Genomic DNA, 25,067 nt, shown 5'->3' with positions numbered 1-25,067 from the left:
CCGTCAGCGTCCCGTTTCGGTCCAGCGGAAGCCGCGCATCGGCACGTTCTCGATGCGGTCGAAATCGGCGTCGAGTTCGCGGAAGGCCTCGCGGATGGTGCTGATGTGCTTGCGGATGTTGTCGCGGTTGCGGCCGCTTTTGACCACCGCGAACAGTTCGTCGTAGGAAACCACCTCGCCGCGCCGCTGGTAGAGCGTCGCCAGGATGCGCTGCGCGGTGAGCGGCAGGTTGACGCGCTGGCCGCGCCACAACGGCGTGCTCTGGCGCAGCGGGTCGAGGGCGAGTTCGCTGGCCGGTGCCGCGGCCGGCGTCTGGCGGTCGCGTCCGGCGCGCAGGATTTCGAGGAAGGTCTCGATGAAGTCGGCTTCCTCGAAGCTGGTTTTCTGCAGGTAGTCCCAGGCGTCGAGCGCCTTCATGATGCTGCGGTAGATCGCCGCCGGCATCGCCGAGACGACCAGCACCGGCGTGCCGCGCCCGGTCTTGTTGATGGCGTTGATGACGGCGACGCCGGCGTGGCGTTCGCGCCCGAGCTCGATGTCGAGCGTGACCAGCGCGTAGTCCTCGCGGGCGATCGCGGCTTCCGCGTCGTCGCGGTTGAACCACTGGTCGACCTGGAGGTCGGGGCGGGCGGCGAGGATCCAGTCCTTCAACTGCTTGCTGGTGGGGATGTCGTCTTCGATGACGGCGACCTTGATCATGTCCGGCTCCTAGTCAGAGGAGCGAAGTATCCGCGTTTTTCCCCGTCCTTGCATGCCGCCGGCGTGAGCTTTCGTTCACGCGCCGGCGGCGCCGCTTCCGGTGCCTGACTGAAGTCGCCCGCCGTCGGCATGGCTTCCTCCACGGCGGGCGCGGCACGATGCACGACATGCCGGACGACATGCAAAACCCGCCCGGCCAACGCTGATTCCGGGCCTGCGGCCCACCATTCGAGGAGAAAGATCATGAAGGAAAGACTGTCCAGACTGGGCGAAGGAATGTACGACGCGCTGGCCTTTGCCGCCACGCGCACTGCCGGTGCCGCCGCCGGCCTGGGGCGCCAGGCCTTGCGCGCCCGCGTCGGCATCATCGCCCTGTCGCTCGCCGCCATCGGCGGCTATGCGCTCTACCAGCGGCCGCCGATGCAGTCGGTGGCGCGCGGCGAAGCGGCGGTACGGATCAACCAGCTCACCGGCGGCGTCGCCGAGGTGCGCGAAGGCGCCGTGCTGGTCATCCCCGGCCTGCACGAACTGCGCCGCTTCCCGCTGCGCGACCAGGTCTACCGGGCGCAGGGCGGCGACGTCTTCCAGACCGTCGAAGGGCTGTCGATCGGCGTCGACATCACCGTCCGCTACGCGCTCGAACCGGCCAGTCTGGCCAGCTTCGCCCGCAACCTGCCCGACGACATCGGTGGCCAGGTGGTCGAGCCGGCGGCGCAGGGCGTCATGTACAAGACGCTGGCGCGCTACACGGTGCGCGAAATCTTCTCCACCAAGCGCCAGGAAATCCGCGACAGCATGGAAGGCGAACTGCGCGCCGCTCTGGCGCGTGACGGCATCAAGCTGCAGTCGGTGCTGATCGGCAAGGTGGAACTGCCGGAAGAATACCGCGCCGGCATGGATCGCCTGCTGGCCGAGGAACTGGCCAGCGAGAAGATGCTGTACACGCTGCAGCTCAAGGAAAAACAGGTCAAGGAGAGCGACCTCGACGCCGAAGCCGACAAGGTGCGCCGCGAAAAGGCGGCGGAAGCCGCCGGTCAGGAGCAGATCATCGCCGCCAAGGCGCAGGCCGAGGCGATGAAGCACATCCTGCCGTTCAAGCAGAAGCAGATCGAACAGCGCGGCCTGGAAGCCGAGGCCGACAAGATCAGCCGCATCAAGGCTGCCGAGGCGAATGCCCAGGCGCGCCAGATCGAGGCCCAGGGCGAAGCCGAATCGCGCCGCAAGCTGGCCGACGCCGAGGCCTACCGCCAGGAAAAGCTGGGCAGGATCGCCAGCGAACAACTCGAACGCGACGGCGCGCTGATCCAGAAGAACCCGTTGCTGATCCAGAAGGCGATGGCCGACAAGCTGTCCGACAAGGTCTCGGTTATCATCGCCCCGCCGCCTGCCGCCGGCGGTTTCATCGGTAGCGCCCTGCTCGGCCAGACGGCCGCCAGCAACGAGGGAGAATGAGCATGCTGGCCACCGCCTTGACCGTGATCGCCATCGTCACCCAGGATCAGTCGGCGCTGCGCGCCGCGCCGCGCAACTCCGCCGCCCAGCAGGCCGTGCTGTGGCAGGGCGATAGCCTGGAAATCCGTGGCGAGAAGGGCGATTTCCTGCAGGTCTACGATCACCGCCGCGAGCGCGCCGGCTACATCCGGGCCAGCCAGGTCCGCGTCCAGTCGCTGCAGCCCGCAGCGGCGCCGGAGCTGCTGGCGGTGCTGCGCTTCCTCAAGGACAGCCCGGGCTCGGAAGCGCTCGGCATCGCCTACGCCGCCGCTTACCTGCGCGCCGCGCCGGCCGGCGCGATCGACGGCGAACCCTTCGCCGCCCTCGGCGAAATGGCCGACCGTCTGGCCCGCCGGGCGAGCGCCGGGCGCAGCGGCAAGGCCGCCGAAGCGGCGGCAGCCCATGTCGAAGTGGCGGCCCACTACGGGGTGCGCCTGCTCAGCCACGAAAGCGACGGCACGGTCCGCCTGTGCAGCGATGGCGAGGCCCAGCGCCGGGTATTCACGCTGTCGTCGACGGAAATCCACAAGGCGCTGGCGGCACTGTCGCTGACCGATCACGACTGCGTGCCGCCGATGCTGACGCCGAGCGAGCGCTTTGCCTACGACAACTGGCGCGCCGACCTGCTCGAGCGGGTGGCGCTGCACGCCCTGCCGGGAATGCTGAAGAACCGCCTGCACCTGCGTCGCGCCGGCGTCTGGGCGAGCCTCGCCTACCAGCGGGCGCGTCGTCCGGAACTGGCGGCGACGGCGGCGGCCGAGGCGGCGCGCCGCTCGCTCGACGAACTGGCGGCGATCGATCCCGGCGAACTGATGGAAAGCGATGCCGCCGCCTACAGCGACGCCGCCATCCGCGTCGGCGCCTCGCGCTGGGCGGCGGCACCGGGAACACCGGCGACGCCATTCAAGGCCGGCGCGGGCTTGGCGGTGCGGGTACGGCCGGGGCAGCCGGGGGAAAGCTGCGTCGATCTGCTCGATGCCAGGGACGAAAAGAAAGCCCCTTTGTTCAGCCGCTGCACCTGGGGCGTGGTCTGGCCGGCGTCGGCCGCCCCGTCGCCGCAGGGCGACGCGCTGACCCTGGCGGTGCAGCCGCTCGATACCTGGCGCGAGATGTGGGTGTTCCGCAAAGGGGCGGCCGGTTGGCAACTGGATGTGCTGCCGCCGGCGCTCGACAATCCCGACCTCGGCTATATCGAGTTCGCCGGCTGGGTGCCTGGCGGCCAGCAGATGCTGGCGGCGCGCGAACTGCGCGCCGGGCAGCAATACCGGACCAGCTTCGAGACCGTTTCCCTGAGCACCCTGCTCACCGACCGGCAGGCCGACCGGCCGTCCAGCCTGACGCCGTTCTACCGCTGGCAGAGTCCGCAGTGGAAGGCAGGGACTGTGGCGGTGCGCTGAGCCGTCGTAATGACTAGCGAATATTCATATGTCGTGAAATAATGCCGCCCTTTTGGTCGTTTCCGGAGTTCCCCATGACTTCTCCTTCCCTGATCGGTTCGCTTGCGGTGACACCGGTCGCCGCTTACCGTCACGAGAAAACCCTGTTCGCGATCCTGGCGGTGTTTGCCGGGCTGTTCTGGCTGTTGCTCACCGTCGGCACCATCGGCATCGTCTGGCTGTACATGCTGCTGATGTACCTGTTCGCGCTGTTTGCCCATTCGGCGCTGATTTCCTACCTGCAGGGCAACGCCGTGCGTATCAGTGCGACGCAGTTTCCCGATCTGCACGAGCGTCTGCAGCGCTGCGCCGGGCGTCTCGGCGTCAAGCTGCCGGAAGCTTTCCTGATGACCGGCGACGGCATGCTCAATGCCTTTGCCACCCGCTTCCTGCGTCGCTACTACGTGGTCCTGCTGTCCGACGTGGTCGACGCGCTGGAAGAGGATCCGGAAGCGATCAACTTCTACATCGGTCATGAACTCGGCCACATCGACCGCAAGCACATCGCCAATGGCTGGTGGATGGCGCCGGCGATGCTGCTGCCGCTGATCGGTGCCGCCTACCGCCGGGCCCAGGAATACACCTGCGACCAGTACGGCCTCGCCTGCTGCGCCGATCAGGCGTCGGCGGCGCGCGCCCTGGCCGTCCTCGCCGCCGGCACCCGGCGCTGGAAGAGCCTCGACGCGGCCGCCTACGTTGCCCAGTGCGAGCGCACCGGTGGCTTCTGGATGTCGCTCAACGAACTGGCCAGCGACTATCCCTGGCTGTGCAAGCGCATGGCGCACTTGCGCGAACCGATGGCCAAATTGCCGTCGCGTCATCCGCTGGCCTGGCTGCTGGCGCTGTTCATGCCGCGCGTCGGCGCCGGCGGTCCGCTGCTCGGCATCGTCATGCTCTTCGCACTGATCGGCGTGCTCCTCGCCATCGCCCTTCCCGCCTACCAGGAACACGTCAATCGTGCCGCGGCGCAGCCGGCGTTCAGCTATGGCGACCAGATCACCCGGGCGACCGGCAGCTACATCCTCGAACACAGCCAGATTCCGGGCGATCTCGGCGGCCTCGGCATCGCCGCGCCGGGCAGCGGCGTGCAGGGCAGCATCGACGCCGAGTCGGCGATCATCACCCTGACCCTGAAGGGCGAGCAGACGATCACCTACACGCCGACGCTGGACGACGAAGGCGACCTCTACTGGAGTTGCGAGACGACGCTGGCGGCTAGCGCGGTTCCCGCCGGTACCGCGTGCGCGAGCCTGGCGGCGACCGGCGTTGAGCAGGATGGTGGCTGGGCTGGCCTGTTGGGTCGTCTGCGCTGAAATCGCTGAGCGATATTGGAAAGGCCGCCGGCTCAGCCGGCGGCCTTTTTTTTCAGACTACTGCAGCCATTGCTGCAGCTTGGCGAAGAGGTCTTCGGGGCGGGCCGGTTTGGCGATGAAGTCGTTCATGCCGGCTTCGAAACAGCGCGCCTTGTCTTCGGCAAAAGCATTTGCCGTCATCGCCAGGATCGGCACCCCGGCGTAGCCGGGCAACAGGCGGATGCGCCGGGTGGCCTCGAGGCCGTCCATGTTCGGCATCTGCATGTCCATCAGGATCAGGTCGTAATGCTCTGCCGCAGCCATCTGCAGCGCGATGCTGCCGTCCTCGGCGCAGGCCGAGTCGAGGCCGATCTCGTCGAGCAGCATCCGGGCGATTTCGCGATTGACCGGTTCGTCTTCAGCGAGCAGTACGCGCCGGCCCACCAGACTGTCGGCCGGGCGGGCGGAGCTGGCCGTTTCCGTTTGGCTTCTGTCGTCGGGATCGCGCCGCAGGCGCGCGGTGAACCAGAAGCAGCTACCTTCGCCTGGCGTGCTGATGACGCCGACCTCGCCGCCCATCGATTCGGCGAGCTTGCGGGTGATCGCCAGCCCCAGTCCGGTGCCGCCGAATTTGCGGGTGGTTGAATTGTCGGCCTGCTCGAAGGCCGAGAAGAGGCGGGACTGCGCCTGCGGTTCAATGCCGACGCCGGTGTCGGTGACGGTGAAACGGATCAACGCGCTGTCATCTTCGCTGGCAACGGTCTCGGCGGCCAGCCGGACCCAGCCTTCGCTGGTGAACTTGATGGCGTTGGCGGCGTAATTGAGCAGGGCTTGCTGCAGGCGCGTCGGGTCGCCGAGCAGCTTGCCCGCTGGCGTGCCGGGTTCGACGATCAGCGTGATGCCGCGGTCTTCGGCGCGGCTGTGCAGCATCGAGACGATGTTGCTGAGGATGCTGCCGATATTGACCGGGATTTCCTCGAGCGTCAGCTTGCCGGCTTCGATCTTCGACAGGTCGAGCACGGCGTTGATGATGTCGAGCAGATGGTTGCCGGCGGCTTCCAGTTTGTCCAGGCGTTCGCTCTGCTCCGGATTGAGGCCGCCGCGCCGGATCAGGTGCGCCATGCCGGTGATGGCGTTGAGCGGGGTGCGGATTTCGTGGCTGATGTTGGCCAGGAAGGCGCTCTTGGCGATGTTGGCGGCTTCTGCTGCCTCCTTGGCGACGGCAAGTTCGGTGGTGCGCTGTTCGACCAGTTCCTCGAGGTGTTGCCGGTAGTGTTCCAGTTCGGCTTCGGTGCGCCGTTTCTCGGTGATGTCGCGGGCAATCACCATCAGCGCCTGCGGCGTGCCGTCGGCGGCGCGGCTGGCGATCTTGCGCACTTCGCAGATGCGGATCGGTGCGTCGCCCGGGTTCAGATATTCGATGCTGTGGCTGATGCCGTTTTCGCGCCAGGCGATTTCGTCGGTGTCGGCGGCGGCGCTGTGGAAGCTGCGGAAGTTCGGCCGGATTTCCGCCAGTTCCCGGTTGGTCCTGCCCTGCCAGGCGGTGTCGTGCAGCTCGAAAACTTCCTCGGCGGCGTGGTTGATCTGCTGCCAGCGGTTCTGTCCGTCCTTGATGACGACGATGTCGGGCAGTGCGTCGATGAAACGGGTCAGGCGGGCGTTGCTCTCGCGCAGCGCGGCGGTGGCGCCGATCAGGTCGGTGATGTCGCTGAAGGCGACGATGGCGCCGCAGTGCCGGCCCTCGCGCCAGAGTGGATTGACCGTCAGCATGACCGGGATGCCGCTGCCGTCGCGGCGCCAGAACCAGTCGTTGCCGCTGCGCCGCAAGCCGTCGATGACGGTCTTGTGCACCGGGCACTCGGCTTCCGGGAAGAAACTGCCGTCGGGCCGGGTGTGGTGGAAGAGGCGGTGCGTGTCCTGGCCGAGCAGGTCGTCGGGCAGGTAGTGCAGGAGTTCGCAGGCGGCCGGATTGACGAAGATGCAGCGATGCTGTTCGTCGATCCCGAAAACGCCTTCGCCGAGCGCGTCGAGGATCGATTTCTGGCGGCTCAGGTGGGCGGCCAGTTCCTCGATCCGGGTTTCGACGGCATTCGCCATCGCCGCGAAATTGTGGCTGAGGGCGCCGATCTCACCGGTTTCGCTGATCGGCAGCGGCGCCCGGTAATCGCCGGCGGCAATCCGGCTGCTGGCCGCGGCCAGCGTGCTCAGGTGACGGGTCAGCCAGTAGCCGGTGGCGGTCAGCACCAGCGTCGTCAGCAGGATGCCGGCGAGGGCGATCAGCACGCCCTGGGCGAGCAGCTCCTGGCGGGCGGCGATCATGAACTTCTGCGACAGGCCGTACTGAAGTTCGCCGTAATGCTGGCCGTAAATTTCGATCGGGAAACGGATATGGACGATGTCGGCGCCCTGCAGGTCGGCGCCGGGCGGTGGCAGGGGCTGGTTTTCCGGCCAGCGGCTGCTGGCCAGCCGGTGGCCTTCGGGGTCCGTCAGGGCGAGGTAGACGATTTCCTCGCTTTCCTGCCAGCCATCGAAAATGTCGCGCAGCGTCGCGTAGTCGCGGGTTGCCAGCGGCACCGCGACGGCGACCTTGTAGGCCTGCTGGATGGCGGCGTGATGGCGCAGCGACTGCTCGCCGAGGTGGTGGTTGATCAGGCGCACTCCGTTGCCGATCAACAGCGTCAACACCAGAAGTTCGATCAGCAGGCTGCTGATCACCAGGCGGAACCGCAGGCTGCGCGTGAAGGCAGGCAGGGGCAAGGGCTTACCTCATCATCTGCACGGTCAGATCGACGAAGGGACGCAGCTTCTCGATGTCGTCTGGCGTCACGGCGACATAGCCGTTGTAGCCGGTGTCGCGGAAAAAGGTTTCGCCGGCCGGGGTTTTCTGAAAGCTGAGCAGCGCTTTGCGCACTTGTTCGATGGCGGGCGCGCCAAGGCGCCCGTGGGCCAGCGTCATCAGGTGCGGCATGTGGATTTCGCTGGACAGCAGGCGGACCTGTTGCCGCAGGTCGGCCGGTATCTGGCGCAGTGGCGTGTAAGTCGTCACCGCCGCATCGGCGGCGCTGGCGGCGACAGCGGCGATGGCGGCGCCGTGCGAGCTGTATTCGACGACGCGGAAGTCGACATTCGGACGCAAGCCCTGCTGGTGCAACCAGTCGACGCCGCCGATCGAGGAGATCGACAGCCGGCTCGACAGGGCCAGCGTCTTGCCGGCGAACTGCTTTGCCTGATGGATGGTCGAATCGTCGCGGACGACGAAGACCGGCTGCAGGTCGGCGGCGTAGCGGAAGAGCAGGGTCATGCCGCGCTGCGAGGCCATGGCGCCGAAATGCGGGCCGGTGATGGCGAGGTCGAAATCGCCGGCGAGCAACTGGTTGATGTGGGTGAAGTAGTCGGGCGAGGTAAGGACGATGACCTTGCGGCCGAGCTGGCGCTCCAGATGTTCGGTCAGCGGCTGGTGGGTGCGGATCAGCGCCAGCGGGCTGTTGAAAGGCATGATGCCGAGCTTGAGCGGTGCCTGCTGGGCGCCGGCGGCGGACAGCCAGCCAGCGAGGAACAGCGCCACAACCATCCGCAGGATGCCGGGAGAACGAATCAGGGCGGACATGGCGATCTTCCTTTTGCTGACGGCACAAGGGTAACGCTGCAATTTTCCTCCTGTAGTGGCTGGCGGGCAACCGTGCTGAACATCAACCGGTAACACAGTTTCGCTAGCCTGCATGTTTCAGCCAGTTTCCACATGCGTGCCGCAGGGATCGTGTTCCGGCAGCCGTGCTTGAAGAGGGGGAGCAATGAGACCTGACGTAGACAAAGTGATTGTTTCACCGCGGGCCACACCCAGCATTGCGTTGCCGGACGGGTGCCGGAAGCGTGGCCAATGGCTCGAGCATCTGATCAAGGTGCATGGCTGGTCATGCGGTGCCGAACTGGGGGTCTGGCGGGGCGAGACCTTCACCCATCTGCTCGCCAATTGCGCTGGCTTGAGTTGCCTTTACGGCGTCGATCTCTGGGCGTCGCAGCCGGATAACGACGGCCCCGAGTCCTACGTTGACTGGCCGCACGATGAGAACGAGCGACGTGTCCGCGCCGTTGCCGCTCGCCATGGCGATCGCGGACGGGTCCTGAAGATGTGGACCCACGAGGCGGCGCGCCTGGTGCCAGACGAGAGTCTCGATTTCGTCTATATCGATGCAGATCACAGCGAGCAAGGCGTGCGCCGGGATATCGCGGACTGGCTGCCGAAGGTCAAGGCGACGGGCTGGATATTGGGGCACGACATCAACTGGGATACGGTCAGGCGTGCCGTCGACGATCTGCTGCCGGGCTATGTGATCGGCCCCGACAATGCCTGGGGCCGCCCCAAGTCGGAGGTTGCGGCGGGTATCGCCGCCTACCTGGCGGTACGTGGCGTGCCGGTCAGCCGGCGGCACAAGACGCTTGTCCAGCGCCTGCGTCAGTGGCTGCGCCTCAACAAGTTGCAGGATGCTCAGCCCAGGCCTGGCGGCGTCGCCTGATCGCCGTTCTCCACCCAGTGTCGGCGATAGTAGGCCGGCGCCATGCCGGTCCATTCGACGAAGGCGCGATAGAAGGCCGAGGTATCGGTATAGCCGAGATCGGCGGCGATCCGGGCGACCGGGTCGCGGGTCTTGACCAGGCGGGCCAGCGCCATGTCGCGACGCAGCGCGTCCTTGATGCCGCGGAAGCTTGAGCCTTCCTCCTCCAGCCGGCGGTGTACCGTGCGCGGCGACAGGTGCAGGCGTGCCGCCACTTCGTCGAGGCTCAGCGGGGTGGGCAGGGCGGCGCGCAGCAGGTCGCGGACGCGGGTCACCATCGCCCGGTCGCGCCGGTAGAGGCTCGTGATCTTGCCCGGCGCGCCGTCGAGGAAGGCGGTCAGCGCCGCCTCGTCGCGGCGCAGCGGCAGTTCGAGCAGGTTGGCGTTGAAGCTGGCGAGCAGTACGCCCTTGCCGCCGGGCAGGGTCGGCGCGAAATGCGAATCTTCGGTGAAGATCAGCGCGTAGTCGGCGAAATGCACCGGTTTGCGGTACGGGAAGATAACGCTGTCGAGGCCGATGCCGCGCCCGGCAAGCCAGCACGACAGGCCATGCAGCAGGCGCAGCAGCCATTCGAAGGCGAAGATGCGCCCGGGGTCGTCGGGGTCGGCGGCGAGGTGGCGGGTTTCGGCAATCACCAGGTCGGCGCGTCCCTGGCTGCGCCGGACGCTGACCGCCAGGTCGGGCAGCACCAGGTGCAGGAAGCGGCTGGCGCGCTGCAGCGCTTCGGCCAGCGTCGGCGCCGTCAGGCAGCCGCGGCAGAGAAATTCGAAGCTGCCGACGCGCATCGGCTGGGCGAACAGCGCGAAGCCCTCGTCGTCGAGTTCGCGGTTGAGCAGGTTGTACAGCGCGGCGTAGCGTTCGACCGGAATCCGTCTGGCGGGGTCTGCAAGATCGACGCCGGCGGCGTGCAGCAGCGGCGCCGGATCGATGTTGCGGCGGGCAAGCCCGGCCAGCATCCCGGTGACAAATCCCATTGCAACAGTGGTTTGGCGTTTGGTTTCGCGTTGGCTCATGGTGCGGCGCAGCAATCGAGCTGCGCTCCGGCGGTAGACGGCGCCAGCATATCACCTTGGCGGAATTTGCATGATTGTCGTCAGGGCTGGCAATGGCGGGGCGCGCAAAGCGTCCTAAGATGAGCGCCTTCCCGTCAATTTCGCGAGGCCGATGTCATGACCGATCTTTCCGTCGCCAAGAAACTCGTTCCCTACAAGCCCAGGAACAAGGTCCGTTTCGTCACCGCCGCCTCGCTGTTCGATGGTCACGATGCGTCGATCAACATCATGCGCCGTATCCTGCAGGCGACCGGCGCCGAAGTGATCCATCTCGGCCATAACCGCTCCGTGCAGGAGATCGTCAATGCCGCACTGCAGGAAGATGCCCAGGGCATCTGCATCACCTCCTACCAGGGCGGCCACGTCGAATTCTTCAAGTACATGATCGACCTCCTGAAGGCCAACGGCGGCGAGAACATCAAGGTCTTCGGCGGCGGTGGCGGCGTCATCGTGCCGGCCGAGATCAAGGAATTGCACGCCTACGGCGTGACCCGCATCTACGCGCCGGAAGACGGCGTGCACATGGGGCTGCAGGGGATGATCAACGAAGTCGTCGAACAGTCCGACTACGACCTCGCCGGCGCAGGCATCCCGAAAGCCGACAAGGTGCTCGAAGGCCTGCGCGCCGGCGATCGCCGCCTGCTCGCCCGGGTCATCACCCTGCTCGAGAACGGCGCCGCGCCGACGCTCAAGGAGCCGCTGCTCAAGGCCGCTGCCGCGACGTCGATCCCGGTGCTCGGCATCACCGGCACCGGCGGCGCCGGCAAGTCGTCGCTGACCGACGAACTGGTCCGCCGCTTCCGCCTGGACCAGGAAGACAGCGTCAAGATCGCCCTGATCTCGATCGACCCGTCGCGCAAGCGCACCGGCGGCGCGCTGCTCGGCGACCGCATCCGGATGAACGCGATCGAGCACCCGAACATCTTCATGCGCTCGCTGGCCACCCGCGACACCGGCTCGGAAATCTCCGCCGCGCTGCCCGAAGTGATCGCCGCCTGCAAGCTCGCCGGCTTCGACCTGGTCGTCGTCGAAACCTCGGGCATCGGCCAGGGCGACGCCGCCATCGTGCCCTTCGTCGATGTCTCGATGTACGTGATGACGCCGGAGTTCGGCGCCGCCTCGCAACTGGAGAAGATCGACATGCTCGACTTCGCCGATTTCGTGGCGATCAACAAGTTCGACCGCAAGGGCGCCGAGGACGCGCTGCGCGACGTGCGCAAGCAGTACCAGCGCAACCGCGAGCTGTTCACGACGCCGACCGAGAACATGCCGGTGTTCGGCACCATGGCCGCCCGCTTCAACGACGACGGCGTCACCGCGCTCTACCAGGCGCTGGTGCCGGTGCTCAGCGAAAAGGGGCTGCACCTGAAGTCCGGCAAGCTACCGCTGGTCACCGTCCGCCAGTCCACGGCCAGCCGCGCCATCGTGCCGACCGCCCGCATCCGCTACCTGGCCGAGATCGCCGACACGGTGCGCGGTTACCACAAACACGTCGACGAGCAGGTGAAGATCGCCCGCGAGCGCCAGTCGTTGCGCATTGCGAAGCAGGTCTTCGCCGGTTGCGAGAAGCCGGTGGGCGATTTCGACGAGATGCAGGCGTTCACGGACAGCCAGCAGGACCCGAAGGCGAAGAAGCTGCTCGACATGTGGCCGCAGACGCTGGAAGCCTATTCCGGCGACGAATACGTGGTGAAGATCCGCGACAAGGAAATCCGCACCAAACTCACGTCCGAATCGCTGTCCGGCACCAAGATCCGCAAGGTCATCCTGCCCAAGTACACCGACGACGGCGAGATCCTGCGCTTCCTGATGAAGGAAAACGTCCCCGGCTCCTTCCCTTATACCGCCGGCGTCTTTGCCTTCAAGCGCGAAGGCGAGGATCCGACCCGGATGTTCGCCGGTGAGGGCGATGCCTTCCGTACCAACCGCCGCTTCAAGCGCGTCTCCGAAGGCATGCCGGCGCACCGCCTGTCTACGGCCTTCGACTCGGTGACGCTGTACGGTTGCGACCCCGACGAGCGCCCGGACATCTACGGCAAGATCGGCAATTCCGGCGTCTCGATCGCCACCCTCGACGACATGAAGGTGCTCTACGACGGCTTCGATCTGGTCTGCCCGACGACCTCGGTGTCGATGACGATCAACGGCCCGGCGCCGATCATCCTGGCCTGCTTCTTCAACACCGCGATCGACCAGCAGATGGCCAAGTTCGAAAAGGACAACGGTCGTCAGCCGACCGAGGACGAAGCCGAGAAGATCCGCGAATGGGTCCTCAAGACCGTGCGCGGCACCGTCCAGGCCGACATCCTCAAGGAAGACCAGGGCCAGAATACCTGCATCTTCTCGACCGAATTCGCGCTGAAGATGATGGGCGACATCCAGGAGTTCTTTGTGCACAACCAGGTGCAGAACTTCTACTCGGTGTCGATCTCCGGCTATCACATCGCCGAAGCCGGCGCCAACCCGATCAGCCAGCTCGCCTTCACGCTGTCCAACGGCTTCACCTACGTCGAGAGTTACCTGGCGCGCGGCATGCACATCGACGATTTCGCGCCCAACCTGTCCTTCTTCTTCTCCAACGGCATGGACCCGGAGTATTCCGTGATCGGCCGCGTCGCCCGCCGCATCTGGGCGGTGGCGATGAAGAACAAGTACGGCGCCAACGAGCGCAGCCAGAAGCTGAAGTACCACATCCAGACTTCCGGCCGCTCGCTGCACGCGCAGGAGATGGACTTCAACGACATCCGCACGACGCTGCAGGCGCTGATCGCCATCTACGACAACTGCAACTCGCTGCATACCAACGCTTACGACGAGGCGATCACGACGCCGACCGAGGAAAGCGTGCGCCGTGCCATGGCCATCCAGCTCATCATCAACCGCGAGTGGGGCGTCGCCAAGAACGAAAACCCCAACCAAGGTGCTTTCGTCATCGACGAACTGACCGACCTCGTCGAGGAAGCGGTGTTGAAGGAATTCGAAGCCATTGCCTCGCGCGGCGGCGTGCTCGGCGCCATGGAAACCGGCTACCAGCGCGGCAAGATCCAGGAAGAGTCGATGTACTACGAGCACAAGAAGCACGACGGCTCCTACCCGATCATCGGCGTCAATACCTTCCTCAATCCGAAGGGCATGGCCCAGCAGGAGATCGAACTGGCCCGCTCGACCGACGAGGAAAAGCAATCGCAAATCCAGCGCCTGCGCGACTTCCACGCCCGCAACGCCGACCGCGCGCCGGCCATGCTGGCGAAGCTCAAGCAGACGGTGATCGAGGACGGCAACGTCTTCGCCGTGCTGATGGACGCCGTGCGCTGCTGCTCGCTCGGCCAGATCAGCTCGGCGCTCTACGAAGTGGGTGGGCAGTACCGCAGAAGCATGTAAGCGAGACCCCGGAAGGGGAACGGCATTCCGGACCCGAACAGGGCGGAGGAGTAATAACACGGCGAGGCGATGTACCTCGCCGTTTCAATTTTGTCGTTCCTTGCCACGCCGTTTGCCTCAGCCCGGCGAGTACAGGCCGACCGTATTGCCTTCGCTGTCGGCGAACAGCGCGATATGGCCGACGTTGTTGCCGAGGTCGGTCTTCGCCATGATGAGCTTGGCGCCCGCTGCAAGCGCACGGGCAAGCGGTACGGCGAGGTCGTCGCCGCCGTGGAGATAGACCAGCGTGCCGTTGTCGCGCGGCTGCAACTGCGGCATCGCCACCAACGCGCCGCCGGGCGCCGGGCATTCGTAGGGGAAGATGGCCATCTCGCCGCCGCCGCAGTTCTCGCGGCGCAGGGTGACGGCGAAGACGTTTTCGTAGAAGGCGATGGCGCGCTCCAGATCGGTCGTGGGGATTTCGAACCAGGCGATGGGGGTTTGCATGAGGTTTTCTCCGCTGAAATGCAGCGACGGGCTGTCGTTGCTGGCCGCCATTCTCGAACCGGGCTCCTGACAACAGGGTGTCAGGAGGCTCGGCCTGGCCGGGAAAAAGCGCGTGCTATCCTGAAAATTCTCCCGTTCCGGACTAGCCCCATGCGCCCCGCCGATCGCCTCTTCCAGATTATCTTGCTGCTGCGCCACGGCCGCGTCGTCACCGCCGCCGCCTTGGCCCAGGCGCTGGAAGTGTCCGAGCGCACGATCTATCGCGACATTGCCGACCTGGTGAAGAGCGGCGCCCCGATCGACGGCGAAGCCGGCGTCGGCTACCGTCTGCGCCGGGGTTACCAGGTGCCGCCGCTGATGTTTGCCGGCGACGAACTGGAAGCCCTGGCGATTGGCGCCAAGCTGGTCCGCGCCTGGGGCGACAGCGCGCTGGGCAAGGCGGCGGAACAGGCGCTGGCGCGCATCGACGCGGTATTGCCGCGCCATCTGGAAGAAAAACTGGAAGCCAGCCGCCGCCGTTTTCTCGCCCTCGATTGCCTGTTGCCGGCGGCGCTGCGCGAACCGATGGCGGTCTTGCGCGCCGGCATGGAGGGCGGGCGCAAAGTCCGCGTTGCCTACCGGCGCGGCGACGGCGAAACCTCCGCACGCACGCTCTGGCCGCTCGGCCTCGTCTTCTGGGGCCACTGCTGGACCCTCGGCGCCTGGTGCGAACTGCGCGACAGCTTCCGTACCTTCCGCGTCGACCGGATCGGCGCCGCCGAACTGCTCGTAGAAAGCTTCGACGATCGCTACGGGCACCTGTGGGAGACGTATCTGCAGAACGCCAGGGAAGCGGCGAAGTAGCGCTCCGACAAGGCGGGCGCTGTCCTTCCGGGTTGCTTGCCACCGGTAGCGCTGAAGCCGCCTTGCCGACGCCACACGCCCAAGTATCGTCCCGTCATGGACGGGGGCGCGCCACTCACGGTAGCATTATCCCGATTTCATGCGTGGGGGCGGTTAATGATAGTTGGCATTGATCTGGGGACGACCAACAGCCTGATCGCGGTCTGGGAAGGAAACGGGCCGCGCCTGATAAAGAACAGTCTCGGCGAGGTACTGACGCCATCCTGTGTCAGCCTCGACGAGGACGGGACGATCCTGGTCGGTCGTGCCGCCCGCGAGCGCCTGCAGACCCACCCGGAACTGACGGCGAGCGCCTTCAAGCGCCACATGGGCAGCAACAAGCAGATCCGGCTTGGCAAGCGCGATTTCCGGGCCGAGGAACTGTCGGCGTTGGTCCTGCGCTCGCTGCGCGAGGACGCCGAGGCCGATCTCGGCCAGCCAGTCAGCGAGGCGATCATCACCGTACCTGCCTATTTTTCCGACGCCCAGCGCAAGGCGACCCGTGTCGCCGGCGAGCTGGCGGGCCTGCGCGTCGAGCGCCTGCTCAACGAGCCGACCGGCGCGGCCCTTGCCTACGGCATCCACAACCGGGACGGCGAGTCGCGTTTCCTGGTATTCGATCTCGGCGGCGGCACCTTCGACGTCTCCGTGCTCGACCTCTTCGAGGGCGTCATGGAGGTGCGCGCTTCGGCCGGCGACAACTGGCTGGGCGGCGAGGATTTCGTCAGCTGCCTGGTTGATCACTTCTTCGAGCACAACAAACTGTCGGCCAAATTGAAACAGAACCGGGAGTTCATGCAGCGCCTGGCGGCGCAGGTCGAAATCGCCAAGCGCCAGCTCAGCGAATCCGCAAAGGCCACGGTACGCGTGCACCATGACGGTCAGGACCATTCGCTACCGCTCGACGAGCCCATGCTCGAAAGGCTTTGCGCCCCCTTGCTCGGCCGTCTGCGGACGCCGGTGGAACGCGCCTTGCGCGATGCCAACCTGCGCAGCAACGAACTCGACAACATCGTTCTCGCCGGCGGGGCGACGCGCATGCCGGTGGTGCGTCGCCTGGTCGCCCGCATGTTCGGGCGCTTTCCCGCCAGCGAGATCAACCCGGACGAGGTCGTCGCGCTGGGGGCCGCCGTTCAGGCAGGATTGAAGATGAAGGACGCCGCCCTCAGCGAAGTCGTGATGACCGATGTGACGCCGTATTCGCTGGGTATCGCGCTGTCGATCCAGATCGGCGAAAACCAGTTCTCGGACGGGCACTTCGATCCGGTGATCGAGCGGAACTGCGCGGTTCCGATCAGCCGGGTGAAGCAGTATTTTCCCGCCCGCGAAGGACAGCACCTGTTGAACCTGGAGGTTTTTCAGGGCGAGGCGCGGATGGTCAAGGACAACATTCACCTGGGCACGCTGAAAATTCCGCTGCCCGCCGGCAAGATCGAGGAATGCGGTATCGACGTCCGCTTCACCTACGACGTCAACGGCTTGCTGCAGGTTGAGGCCACCGTCCTGAAAACCGGTGAGCGTTTCTCTCTGGTCATCGAGGGCAATCCGGGCTTGCTGAGCGAGGAGGAAATCGCCGATCGCCTGAGCGCGCTGGCCGAGTTGAAGATACACCCGCGCGACCGCCTCGAGCACCGGACGCTGCTGGCGCGGGCGGAACGCCTCTACCAGCAGTTGCGCGGCGAACAGCGCGAGTGGTTCGCGATGCAGATCCTGAAATTCGAAAAGATCCTGGCCGCCCAGGATGGCCGCTCGATCGCGGCGAACCGGAAGAACTTCGAGGAACTTCTCGACGCCGTCGAACGCGATACCTTCATCAACCCGCCGGCCAACCAGCCCTGAATGTCGGGGTCGAAACCATGACGCAACTGGCTTTCCTCGACTACCTGGGGGTCGACGATTCCGCCGACGAGCGCGCCATTCGTCGGGCTTATGCGCGCCAACTCAAACTGATCGATCAGGAGAAGGATGCCGCCGCTTTCCAGGCCTTGCGCGAGGCTTACGAGGTGGCCTTGCAATGGAGTCGCTGGCAGCAGCAACAGAACGCGGCACCGCCAGCCGAGCAGCTTGATCCCGCGCCGGCAGCCGTGGCTGACGCCGAGTCTCCGCCGCCGCCCCCGTTGTCCGAAGCGGCGCCGGAGGCGATGCCAGAGACGCTTCCGCCGGCCGACCTGGCCGCTGTCCCACCGGAGGTCGAAGCGCGGGCGGTGTTTGAGGAGTTGATGGCGGAACTCGCCGCAATGTCCAGCGCGAGCGGCTGGTCGTCGGACAAGGTGCATCGGGAGAAGCTGCTGCGTTGCCTCGACGATCCACGTCTCCTGTCGATTGCCGCCCGCGATATCTTCGAGTGGTTCGTCGCCGAGGTCCTGGTTGCCGGCTGGCGGCCCGGCCACGAGGCGCTGCTGGTCGCCGCCTCCCGGGTCTTCTGCTGGCAGGACGACCCGCGGCGTCTGACGCGTTTCGGCTGGGTGGGCAACGCCCTGAACCGCGCCATCACCGAGCGGGCGGTGTTCGACCAGCAAACCGAAGGCGAGCGCAAGCTCCAGCGCGATCTGATCGCGCGCCTGCGCGACCCGGCGCCACCCAGCGATGGCGAATTGATCGCCAAGATGCCGCAATTGGAATGGTTGATTGCCCGATTCCCCGTCTGGTTGCCGATGATCGCCAGCATGGAGAACCTGCAACGTTGGCGGGAACGGGATAAACAGGTGCCGGCGTGGAAACGCCGTTTCTCGTTCCAGCGCAAGAAGGTGGTCAGGGAAACCAGCACTTTTGCCTATGCTTCAGCCGGGCAGGGGATCAACTGGCGCTGGAGTAGCGTTTTCCTGGTGCTTGTCATGGTGCGCATGCTCTCTGCCATGGTGGCCGATAACTCGTCGCCGCCACCGGTTTCGACATCGGCCATGTCCAGCGTTCTGCAGCAACAGGCGAACGGCATCGGAGGCGGCTACCGGGCCTATGCGCCGGGCGCAACGTCTCTCCCCGCGGTCGCCGGCAAATTCACGGCGAGCGATCCGCTGATGCCGGAACGTAGCGAACAGCCTCCCGGCAAGGCGCAGCTGAAGGTGTTGGTGACGGGCAAGCCGAACCGGGAGAAATGTACCGAAATCGGCCGTTTGACGAAGGTCTTCATGGTCGGTACGCCACTGGCGCAAATCCGTTTCCCTCCCGCCTTCGAGCGACAAGTGATCAACTGCGTCAACGCCGGCCTGTGGCCTTATCCCTTGCAAGGAGATGCTGCCATCCAGGAGGCGACAAGTCACGAGTTGGCCAGGAATGTGGCAGCCATCGAAGCCGTTTCGCGCGACCATTCGCTTCCCGTCAAAAACCTCCAGCTGCTGGCAACGGTGTCCGATGCGCCGCCTCCCGGCCAGGCAACGGCGTATTCCGGTGCGCCGGCGGGGGACGGCAATTCCGTCAGCCCCCAGGGTTTCAGGCCGATCGAGCCTTTCTGGTCGGCGGATACGTCTCCCGACAAGTACAAGTTGAATCCCGCGGGCGTGCAGCTCAAAGCCAAGGAGTGATGCTCCGTTCGCTGGCAGAGGGCGGTATTTCATACCCTCGGGCGCTTGCGCCGGGGGCTTTATTGGCAGATCGATTGCTGCCCGTACGTTTGCTGTCGACACCGTGGCAGATTTCGACGCGCTCCCTGAGTTCGACGTCGCGCGCCTGGCCGTCGGTGTAACTCGCAGCGAATGGTGATGAATTCGCCCTGCTCGTAATAGCCGCCGAGGCTGTAGTTGCCCGAATCGTCGTCCGGCGCGAGATAGACGAGATCCTTGGGGGCGCCGACGCAGATGTAGATCAGCCGCACCTTGCCGCTGGCCGGGCAGACCTTGAACGGGGCGGCAAAGGCGGCGCTGCTGGCCAGCAGGAGCAGTGGCAGCAGGAATGGACGCAGGCGTTTCAACGACATGGCGGCTTTCCGATGATCACGGTGGAAGAGTCTCGATCCGGTTCGCGGCATGCGGGGGTTCCGGGCGGCGCTGCGTCGGGCGATATCGATCGCCGCTGGTGCGAGGAGGAGGAATTTATACCGACCGCTTGGTTGATGACAATGGATTTGCCCGGCAAGGCGTGCTTTTCGGGGGGCTGTGAGTGTCTGTTCACGCGCCGGCGGAAAGTCGCCCGCCGCCGGCGTGGCTTCCTCCTGGCATGGCGCGGCACGATGCGAAGCATGCCGCCGGTGATCGCGACGATCTTCCAGACATTGGCGCAACAGCAGTTTTTTTCCTGGGTGAAGATCGAAATGCGAGGAGAAGTATCATGAAAGAGAAGGGCATATTGCGTGGGCTGGCGGCGCTTGGTTTGTCGCTGGGGGCGGCGACGGCTTTCGCCGGCGAGGTGAATGTGCAGGTCTTGAGCGCGGTGGTGAAGGACCAGCGCCTGCCCGGTGCCACCGTCATCGTGCAGAAGAACGGCGCCAGGAGCGTCACCGCGACGACCGATGCGCAGGGGATGGCGGCGCTCGGCACGGAGTTTGCCGACAACGCGGACAGCCTGGTCATCATCAAGAAGCCGGGTTACTCCAACCTGGTCGCCAAGTGTCCGTGCGCCGGGATGACATACGCCCTGAGTCCGGTGATGACCAGTCTTGACGGTTTGCGCATCGTTCTGAACTGGGGGGCGCAACCCGCCGACCTCGATTCGCACATCGCTTTTCCCGGCAATCACATTTATTGGGAAAAGAAGCTCGGCGCCGAGGGCAATCTGGATGTCGATGACGTCAATGGCTTCGGGCCGGAGACCATCACCATCAACCGGAAGCACGCTGGCGAATCGTATGTTTACGCCGTCCACGATTTCACCAACATGCATAGCCCGGCTGCCGACGCCCTCGCCAGGAGCCAAGCCAAGGTACTGGTTTATATCGGGCAATCGCTGGTCCGTAGCTACTATGTGCCCAATCAACCGGGCAACCTGTGGACGGTGTTCCGGATCACCGCCGATGGCGAGTTCCAGGATATCAACACCATGCGCGGCACCTCGGTCAGCGCGGCGAGCGTCCTCGGCAGCGTGGACAATTACCTGAAGGCATCGACCGAAGTTGCGGCAGTTCAAGTGAGCGAGAGTGATGTCGCGCGTGCTAGCGCGCTCAACAAGGCGGGCGAGGCGGCGTATCACGCGGGCGATTTGGCGCAGGCCATCGATCTTTACCGGCAGGCGATCGACATCGATTCGAACTTCGGTCAGGCCTACGGCAACCTGGGACTGGCGCATGGCAAGGCCGGGCATACCGCCGAAGCGATCTGGGCCAACCGCAAGGCGATCGCCCTGGCCAGCGGGCCGACCGCCGCCACGGTACGGGCCGGCGCCCATTACAACATCGCCCGCATCTACGAGGCGGCCGGCCAGTACGCCGATGCCCTGCAGCAGTACCAGGCGGCGCGCCGGGAGAAGGCCAACCCGGTGTACGACAAGGCGATCGATCGCGTCGGCAGGCTGGTGAAGTGAGAACTGCGGGCCGGCAGCCGCCGGCCCCTCCCGAAGCTGCTTTGAAGGGGAATCGATAATGAAACGCGAACTCGCGATCGGCCTGCTGTTCTGCCTGTCCATCCTGCCGGTGCAGGCGGCTGGTCCGGCGTCGATTGCCCGCGTCGAGCGGGCGCTGTGGCCGGACGGGGTGGCCACGGTGGCAGACTACAACCGCGCTTCGCGCGCCGAGGCGCTGGTCTTCGTCAACGCCCTGAACGAGTTGGCCGATCGGGATGACGCAACACTGAAGACGTCGTTGCGCATCAAGTCGGTCGATCGGGGATCGGTCGAGCACCTGCGCGAGCGCGTACTGCGCCGCCTGTTCGAAAATTACCGGATCGCCCGGCAGAGTTGCGTGCCCGAAGAGGTTTTTTGTGCGCCGGTGGAGAGCCCTGCCGCCCTGGTCGAGCTAGGCGGGCAACTGGCGGAGCAACTGCCCGCCCGCTACCGTCCCTGGTTTGCCGGCGCCGATGCCTTTCATCGCCGCTACGCCGCCGAACTGTTGCGGCTGGCCGCGCTTTTTCCCAAGGTGTCGAGCGAGATCGACAGTTTCGGTGCCCATGAGCGGAACGGGCTGGAACTGGCCGACGGCCATTTTCTATGGACCTTCGACGACGGCCCGACCGCCGCCGGTGGAACGACCGACGCGCTGTTGCCGGTGCTGGCGCAACAGGGCATGCACGGCATGTTCTTCGTCCTGGGCGAGCGTTTGCAGAAGCGTCTGCAGAAAGACGGCAGGCCCGCCGTAGAAACGCTGTACGCCGGCCAGTGCGTGGCCTTGCACGGCTGGGCGCACGAGAGTCACCAGAAATCGCCGGGCTGGCAGGCGTCGATCCTGGACACGCAAAAACTCATCCAGGACGCGTTGGGGACGGCCTATCGCCCCCATTTCCGGCCGCCCTACGGCCAGCGCCGCGCCGACAGTGGCCCCTTCTTCGTCGAAAACGGGCTTTCCGTGGCGCTCTGGAACATCGATTCGCAGGACTGGAACGGCGGCCTCGACGCGCGTCAGGCCGGCGAGCGTGTGCTCACCCTGATGCTGCTCTGGCGGCGCGGCGTGATCCTGTTCCACGACAGCCATGACAAGGCCGCCACGGCCATTCCCTGGGTCGTCGCGCAGACGCGGGGGGCCGGCCTTACCTGGGAGGATTGCCGGCGCTATTAGAGGCGGGCGGGGCGACGACGATTGCCAGGCGGCGGGCGGCGTGTCAGCATCCGGCATGATGACATATGCGTTAATGCCGGGCTTCCGGCGTGACCGCCCTTTCCCGAGTACTCGCGCCCGATGAAAAGTATCCTCAAAGTTCTCGCCATCACGATGGCCCTCCTCCTGCTCTTGCTGGTCGCAGGATTGAGCGCCCTGCTTGTCGCCAATCGGCAGGACGAAGCGCTCGATCCGGCGCTGGCATCCCTGCTGGCCACCGAGCCGCCGCAGATTCCGGTGGCGGAGAACGGCTACTTCGCCTGGGTCGGCGTCTTGGGGCCGGAGCGGGAAGCGCCGCATGCCTGGGGCTATCGCTGGTTCCAGGAGGCCTTGCGCGCCGATCGGGCGCCCTTCGGCGAGACGCAGACGCTGGCGATCGACGCCGAAGCGCGCAAGGACGGCTTGCGGCTCGAGGACTTCGGCTGCCGCGAGATCGAATCCTGCCTGGCGGCGGTTGCCAAATGGCCGGCCGACGCCCGGGCCGTGCTCGACAAGGGGCGCGTCACCCTGGCGCGCGGCGACCTCGCGCTCGCCATGCTGGCTTACCAGGAGCCCTGGCGGCCGAATTTTTCCTATGCCTCGCCGCTCCCGCGAACGCCGCAGCACTACCGGCTGCTCGGCGCAACCCGCTTTGCCCTTGCCGTCAGCGAAGGGCGCCACGACGCGGCGCTCGATCTGCTGGCGCGGGCGATGGCCTTTCACCGCCGGCAGGCGCAGGGGGCGACGACGCTGATCGAGAAACTGCTGGCGCTGGCAAATCTGCATACCGATTTGCAGTTGCTGAATCAGTACATGCTGCACGCGCCGGCGGCGGCACGGCAGCGGCAGGCGCGCGTCGCCGAATTGCTGGCGCCGCTGCCCGCCGACGCGACGAGCATGCAGCGGGCGCTCCTGACCGAACTGCGCGGCGGTGTAAGCCTGTTCCTGAACCTGGGCGAGCAGAACCTGTTCGCGGCCGCCAGCAGCGAAAGTCGCTTGCCGCGCTGGCTGGCCAACTCGCTGGGGCGCAGCCTGTATCTGCCCAGGGCGAGCGCGAACGAGCATTTTCAATTGAACCGGGGCTGGCTCGCCGCCGATGCGTTGGCAGACGAGGACTACCGGCGGGCGCTGGCCGAGGTCCGCCGCGACCAGGAAAGTGCCGCCGACGACACCTACGCGCTGCGCAACTCAGTTGGCCACATCCTGATCCGCGTCGCGGTGGCCGATTACGGGAGCTTCTTCCTGCGCTGCGACGACCTGCTCGCCCTGCACGCCATGGTGGCCTTGCAGTTCGCACTGCTGCGCAGCCAGACCGCCGATGACGAGGCAATCGCCCGCGCCGCCGCCGGTCTGCGCCATCCTTACACCGGTGCGGCGCCGGTCTGGGACAAGAACAGCCGCCGCCTGATCCACGCCGCGCTGGCCGAACGGCGTGGCAAGCAGCCGCTGGCCATCGGGCTGTGAGGCGGCGGCAAGGGCGTTCCGGGCTGCGGTTTCGCGGCGCCCGGCTTTCGGTTAAGGTGTATTGCTCATGACGAGCGGGAGGTGGTGCGATGCGTATCCTTGATTGGGGAAAATGGCTGGCCGGCGTTGCGGTCTGGTGTGTGTCGTGGCAACTGGCGACCGCCGGAACCGGCGATGCCGCGCTCTTCGAAAGCTGCGTCGATGCCCGGGGACGGCTGCTCAAGGCGGTCAGCGACCCGCAACTGCCGGTGCTGGTGCGCGCCACGGGCGCAGCGGGCGATACCAGCCTGCGTTACAACCCCGACCTGTTGCCCCGCTTGAGCCAGGGCGCCCGCTTTTTCCTCTATGCGCAGGAGTGTGCCCGCGTCGGTTTGACTGACACCGGGGCCGCTCTGGCAGCGGAACGCGCCAGGCGAGCCGACTGCAAGGCGGTGGATGCGCTGCTTGCCAGCGGCGCGGTGACGCGCCGGGAGTTGCCTGCCGTGCAGGCCGAGCTTTCCTTCACGCCCGAGGAATGGTCGTTGCTCTCTGGACCGCCGCGCGATTTCGATCTCGGCCGCTGCCAGTCGCGGCGCGGCAACGTGCTGGCCATCCCGCGCGCCGCGCCGACGGCGCAGCAGGCGGGCTGGAACGATTGCGTGCGGGCCTGCGGTGATCGGCTGTGGGCCTGCCAGAAACGCGGCTGTGCCGGCGCCGATTGCCCATCCTGCCAGGGCGCCTATGAAAGCTGCCAGGCGGCCTGCGCCGGCGGGCCGGGGAAATAGGAGCGGCGGCTCAGTCGCCCGCCCCGAGGTAGCGGCCGATTTCCACGCCGATGACGATCATCCAGGTCAGGATGGCGATGCCCACCGCGGCCGCGGCGATGTCCTTGATCACCTTGATCTTCTCGTTGTGTCTTTCCTCGACGAAGTCGCAGAGGGCTTCGATCGCGCTGTTGACGATTTCGGCAACCAGCACGAAGGCGGTCACCACCAGGATCAGCAGGAAATCGAGCCAGGCTCGCAAGGCGAAGGCGCCGGCGAGGACGACCACCGACAGCGCGAGCTTGTAGGCCACCGACCAGTCGTAGAGCACCGCGTAGCGCAGGCCGGAAACGACGGTGGCGATCTTGCGCAGCGGGTGATAGCCGGGTTCGCCGACGCCTAGGAATTTGTGTCGCATCGTCCGCTCCATCGCCAGAAAGCTAGCCGGTAGCACAGGCTGCTCCACAGGAAGCCGAGGACGACCCCGGCCAGGATGTCGCTCAGGAAATGCACCTGCAGGTAGGTCCTCGAGACGGCGACCAAGCCGACCAGCGCTATCCCGATCGCCAGCGCTCCAGCCTGCTGCGTCCGCTCCCGCCACAGCAGCCAGGCGGTGACGCAGGCCGTGACCTGCATCGCATGGGCGCTCGGGAAGCTGGCGTCGGCCGGCATTGCCGCCAGCGCCGGGAAGAGGTCGGGGCGCTCGCGATCGATCAGCCACTTCAGTATCTGCGCCAGCCCGGCCGCGCCGAGCACGGTGAGCGGCAGGAAGAGGCGCTGCCGCCCGTTCCCCGGGCCGTACCAGGCGAGGCCGGCGGCCAGCGGCAACAGCACGGCCAGCGAACCGAGCCAGGTGACGGCGCTCATGGCACTGGTCAGCAGCGGGTGCTGCCAGGCGTGCATCAGCGAGAGCCAGGCGCCGTCCATCGCCCG

Annotated in this window: 22 protein-coding genes; 13 read left to right on the top strand and 9 right to left on the bottom strand. The window is 66.1% G+C overall.

Annotated features, from left to right (window positions below; genetic code table 11):
* Positions 1 to 3 precede the first annotated feature (3 nt).
* Positions 4 to 699 (bottom strand): response regulator, encoded by a 696-nt coding sequence (locus ACLIIZ_RS07015; RefSeq protein WP_416691403.1) that lies wholly within the window; start codon positions 697 to 699, stop codon positions 4 to 6.
* Complete coding sequence (locus ACLIIZ_RS07010) at positions 696 to 944, bottom strand: hypothetical protein (RefSeq protein ID WP_416691401.1); 249 nt, start codon at positions 942 to 944, stop codon at positions 696 to 698. The genes ACLIIZ_RS07015 and ACLIIZ_RS07010 overlap by 4 nt, the downstream gene beginning before the upstream one ends.
* On the opposite strand from ACLIIZ_RS07010, the gene ACLIIZ_RS07005 reads away from it, so the two are divergent.
* The 3 genes from ACLIIZ_RS07005 to ACLIIZ_RS06995 all read left to right on the top strand — a co-directional run bounded on the left by ACLIIZ_RS07005 (position 943) and on the right by ACLIIZ_RS06995 (position 4,939).
* Positions 943 to 2,151 carry an SPFH domain-containing protein gene (locus ACLIIZ_RS07005; RefSeq protein ID WP_416691400.1) on the top strand — a complete coding sequence of 403 codons (1,209 nt, stop codon included), beginning with the start codon at positions 943 to 945 and terminating at the stop codon, positions 2,149 to 2,151. The two genes, ACLIIZ_RS07010 and ACLIIZ_RS07005, sit on opposite strands and share 2 nt — an antisense overlap.
* Before the next feature lie 2 nt (positions 2,152 to 2,153).
* Positions 2,154 to 3,587 carry an SH3 domain-containing protein gene (locus ACLIIZ_RS07000; RefSeq protein ID WP_416691399.1) on the top strand — a complete coding sequence of 478 codons (1,434 nt, stop codon included), beginning with the start codon at positions 2,154 to 2,156 and terminating at the stop codon, positions 3,585 to 3,587.
* A gap of 74 nt (positions 3,588 to 3,661) precedes the next feature.
* Positions 3,662 to 4,939: a M48 family metalloprotease gene (locus ACLIIZ_RS06995; RefSeq protein WP_416691398.1), complete on the top strand. Its 1,278-nt coding sequence runs from the start codon at positions 3,662 to 3,664 to the stop codon at positions 4,937 to 4,939.
* A gap of 57 nt (positions 4,940 to 4,996) precedes the next feature.
* Here the strand turns inward: ACLIIZ_RS06995 and ACLIIZ_RS06990 are convergent, their stop codons facing one another.
* Both ACLIIZ_RS06990 and ACLIIZ_RS06985 read right to left on the bottom strand, forming a co-directional pair.
* The gene (locus ACLIIZ_RS06990) at positions 4,997 to 7,675 is read right to left on the bottom strand and encodes a response regulator (protein ID WP_416691396.1); all 2,679 of its coding nucleotides are present in this window, start codon (positions 7,673 to 7,675) and stop codon (positions 4,997 to 4,999) included.
* 4 nt (positions 7,676 to 7,679) lie between these two features.
* On the bottom strand, positions 7,680 to 8,525 hold the full coding sequence (locus tag ACLIIZ_RS06985) for a phosphate/phosphite/phosphonate ABC transporter substrate-binding protein (protein WP_416691395.1): 846 nt from the start codon (positions 8,523 to 8,525) through the stop codon (positions 7,680 to 7,682).
* A 292-nt stretch (positions 8,526 to 8,817) separates the two neighbouring features.
* Between ACLIIZ_RS06985 and ACLIIZ_RS06980 the strand changes: the two genes are divergently transcribed.
* Entirely contained in the window at positions 8,818 to 9,432 is a 615-nt protein-coding gene (locus ACLIIZ_RS06980; protein WP_416691394.1) for a class I SAM-dependent methyltransferase, read from the top strand.
* Here ACLIIZ_RS06980 and ACLIIZ_RS06975 read toward each other — a convergent pair.
* Positions 9,405 to 10,445 carry an AraC family transcriptional regulator gene (locus tag ACLIIZ_RS06975; RefSeq protein WP_416691393.1) on the bottom strand — a complete coding sequence of 347 codons (1,041 nt, stop codon included), beginning with the start codon at positions 10,443 to 10,445 and terminating at the stop codon, positions 9,405 to 9,407. The genes ACLIIZ_RS06980 and ACLIIZ_RS06975 overlap by 28 nt on opposite strands.
* A gap of 195 nt (positions 10,446 to 10,640) precedes the next feature.
* Between ACLIIZ_RS06975 and icmF the strand changes: the two genes are divergently transcribed.
* A complete protein-coding gene (icmF, locus tag ACLIIZ_RS06970; RefSeq protein ID WP_416691392.1) occupies positions 10,641 to 13,904 on the top strand; it encodes a fused isobutyryl-CoA mutase/GTPase IcmF in 3,264 nt (1,087 codons plus the stop codon).
* Positions 13,905 to 14,021: 117 nt separating this feature from the next.
* Here the strand turns inward: icmF and ACLIIZ_RS06965 are convergent, their stop codons facing one another.
* A complete protein-coding gene (locus ACLIIZ_RS06965; protein WP_416691391.1) occupies positions 14,022 to 14,390 on the bottom strand; it encodes a VOC family protein in 369 nt (122 codons plus the stop codon).
* 150 nt (positions 14,391 to 14,540) lie between these two features.
* Here ACLIIZ_RS06965 and ACLIIZ_RS06960 point away from each other — a divergent pair, with 150 nt between their 5' ends.
* The 3 genes from ACLIIZ_RS06960 to ACLIIZ_RS06950 all read left to right on the top strand — a co-directional run bounded on the left by ACLIIZ_RS06960 (position 14,541) and on the right by ACLIIZ_RS06950 (position 18,793).
* Positions 14,541 to 15,233, top strand: coding sequence for a helix-turn-helix transcriptional regulator (locus tag ACLIIZ_RS06960; protein ID WP_416691390.1), 693 nt, complete (start codon positions 14,541 to 14,543; stop codon positions 15,231 to 15,233).
* 156 nt (positions 15,234 to 15,389) lie between these two features.
* A complete protein-coding gene (locus tag ACLIIZ_RS06955; protein ID WP_416691389.1) occupies positions 15,390 to 17,111 on the top strand; it encodes a molecular chaperone HscC in 1,722 nt (573 codons plus the stop codon).
* Between the two features lie 17 nt (positions 17,112 to 17,128).
* Positions 17,129 to 18,793 carry a hypothetical protein gene (locus ACLIIZ_RS06950; RefSeq protein WP_416691388.1) on the top strand — a complete coding sequence of 555 codons (1,665 nt, stop codon included), beginning with the start codon at positions 17,129 to 17,131 and terminating at the stop codon, positions 18,791 to 18,793.
* Between the two features lie 59 nt (positions 18,794 to 18,852).
* On the opposite strand, the gene ACLIIZ_RS06945 is transcribed toward ACLIIZ_RS06950, so the two are convergent.
* Positions 18,853 to 19,185 carry a hypothetical protein gene (locus ACLIIZ_RS06945; protein WP_416691387.1) on the bottom strand — a complete coding sequence of 111 codons (333 nt, stop codon included), beginning with the start codon at positions 19,183 to 19,185 and terminating at the stop codon, positions 18,853 to 18,855.
* Between the two features lie 12 nt (positions 19,186 to 19,197).
* On the opposite strand from ACLIIZ_RS06945, the gene ACLIIZ_RS06940 reads away from it, so the two are divergent.
* The 5 genes from ACLIIZ_RS06940 to ACLIIZ_RS06920 all read left to right on the top strand — a co-directional run bounded on the left by ACLIIZ_RS06940 (position 19,198) and on the right by ACLIIZ_RS06920 (position 24,155).
* On the top strand, positions 19,198 to 19,539 hold the full coding sequence (locus ACLIIZ_RS06940) for a hypothetical protein (protein WP_416691385.1): 342 nt from the start codon (positions 19,198 to 19,200) through the stop codon (positions 19,537 to 19,539).
* Positions 19,536 to 20,723: a tetratricopeptide repeat protein gene (locus ACLIIZ_RS06935; RefSeq protein ID WP_416691383.1), complete on the top strand. Its 1,188-nt coding sequence runs from the start codon at positions 19,536 to 19,538 to the stop codon at positions 20,721 to 20,723. The genes ACLIIZ_RS06940 and ACLIIZ_RS06935 overlap by 4 nt, the downstream gene beginning before the upstream one ends.
* 58 nt (positions 20,724 to 20,781) lie before the next feature.
* Complete coding sequence (locus ACLIIZ_RS06930) at positions 20,782 to 21,909, top strand: polysaccharide deacetylase family protein (RefSeq protein ID WP_416691381.1); 1,128 nt, start codon at positions 20,782 to 20,784, stop codon at positions 21,907 to 21,909.
* Positions 21,910 to 22,029: 120 nt separating this feature from the next.
* Entirely contained in the window at positions 22,030 to 23,391 is a 1,362-nt protein-coding gene (locus tag ACLIIZ_RS06925; RefSeq protein WP_416691380.1) for a hypothetical protein, read from the top strand.
* Positions 23,392 to 23,480: 89 nt separating this feature from the next.
* The gene (locus ACLIIZ_RS06920) at positions 23,481 to 24,155 is read left to right on the top strand and encodes a hypothetical protein (protein ID WP_416691379.1); all 675 of its coding nucleotides are present in this window, start codon (positions 23,481 to 23,483) and stop codon (positions 24,153 to 24,155) included.
* A gap of 10 nt (positions 24,156 to 24,165) precedes the next feature.
* Here ACLIIZ_RS06920 and ACLIIZ_RS06915 read toward each other — a convergent pair whose 3' ends face one another.
* The gene (locus ACLIIZ_RS06915) at positions 24,166 to 24,552 is read right to left on the bottom strand and encodes a diacylglycerol kinase (protein WP_416691378.1); all 387 of its coding nucleotides are present in this window, start codon (positions 24,550 to 24,552) and stop codon (positions 24,166 to 24,168) included.
* Positions 24,534 to 25,061: a phosphatase PAP2 family protein gene (locus ACLIIZ_RS06910; RefSeq protein ID WP_416691377.1), complete on the bottom strand. Its 528-nt coding sequence runs from the start codon at positions 25,059 to 25,061 to the stop codon at positions 24,534 to 24,536. Before ACLIIZ_RS06910 ends, ACLIIZ_RS06915 begins: the two co-directional genes overlap by 19 nt.
* Positions 25,062 to 25,067 lie beyond the last annotated feature (6 nt).

The organism is Azonexus caeni (genome assembly GCF_048146105.1).
In the GTDB taxonomy this organism is placed as follows: domain Bacteria; phylum Pseudomonadota; class Gammaproteobacteria; order Burkholderiales; family Rhodocyclaceae; genus Azonexus; species Azonexus aromaticus_B.
This window is presented reverse-complemented; position numbering and strand designations above follow the sequence as displayed.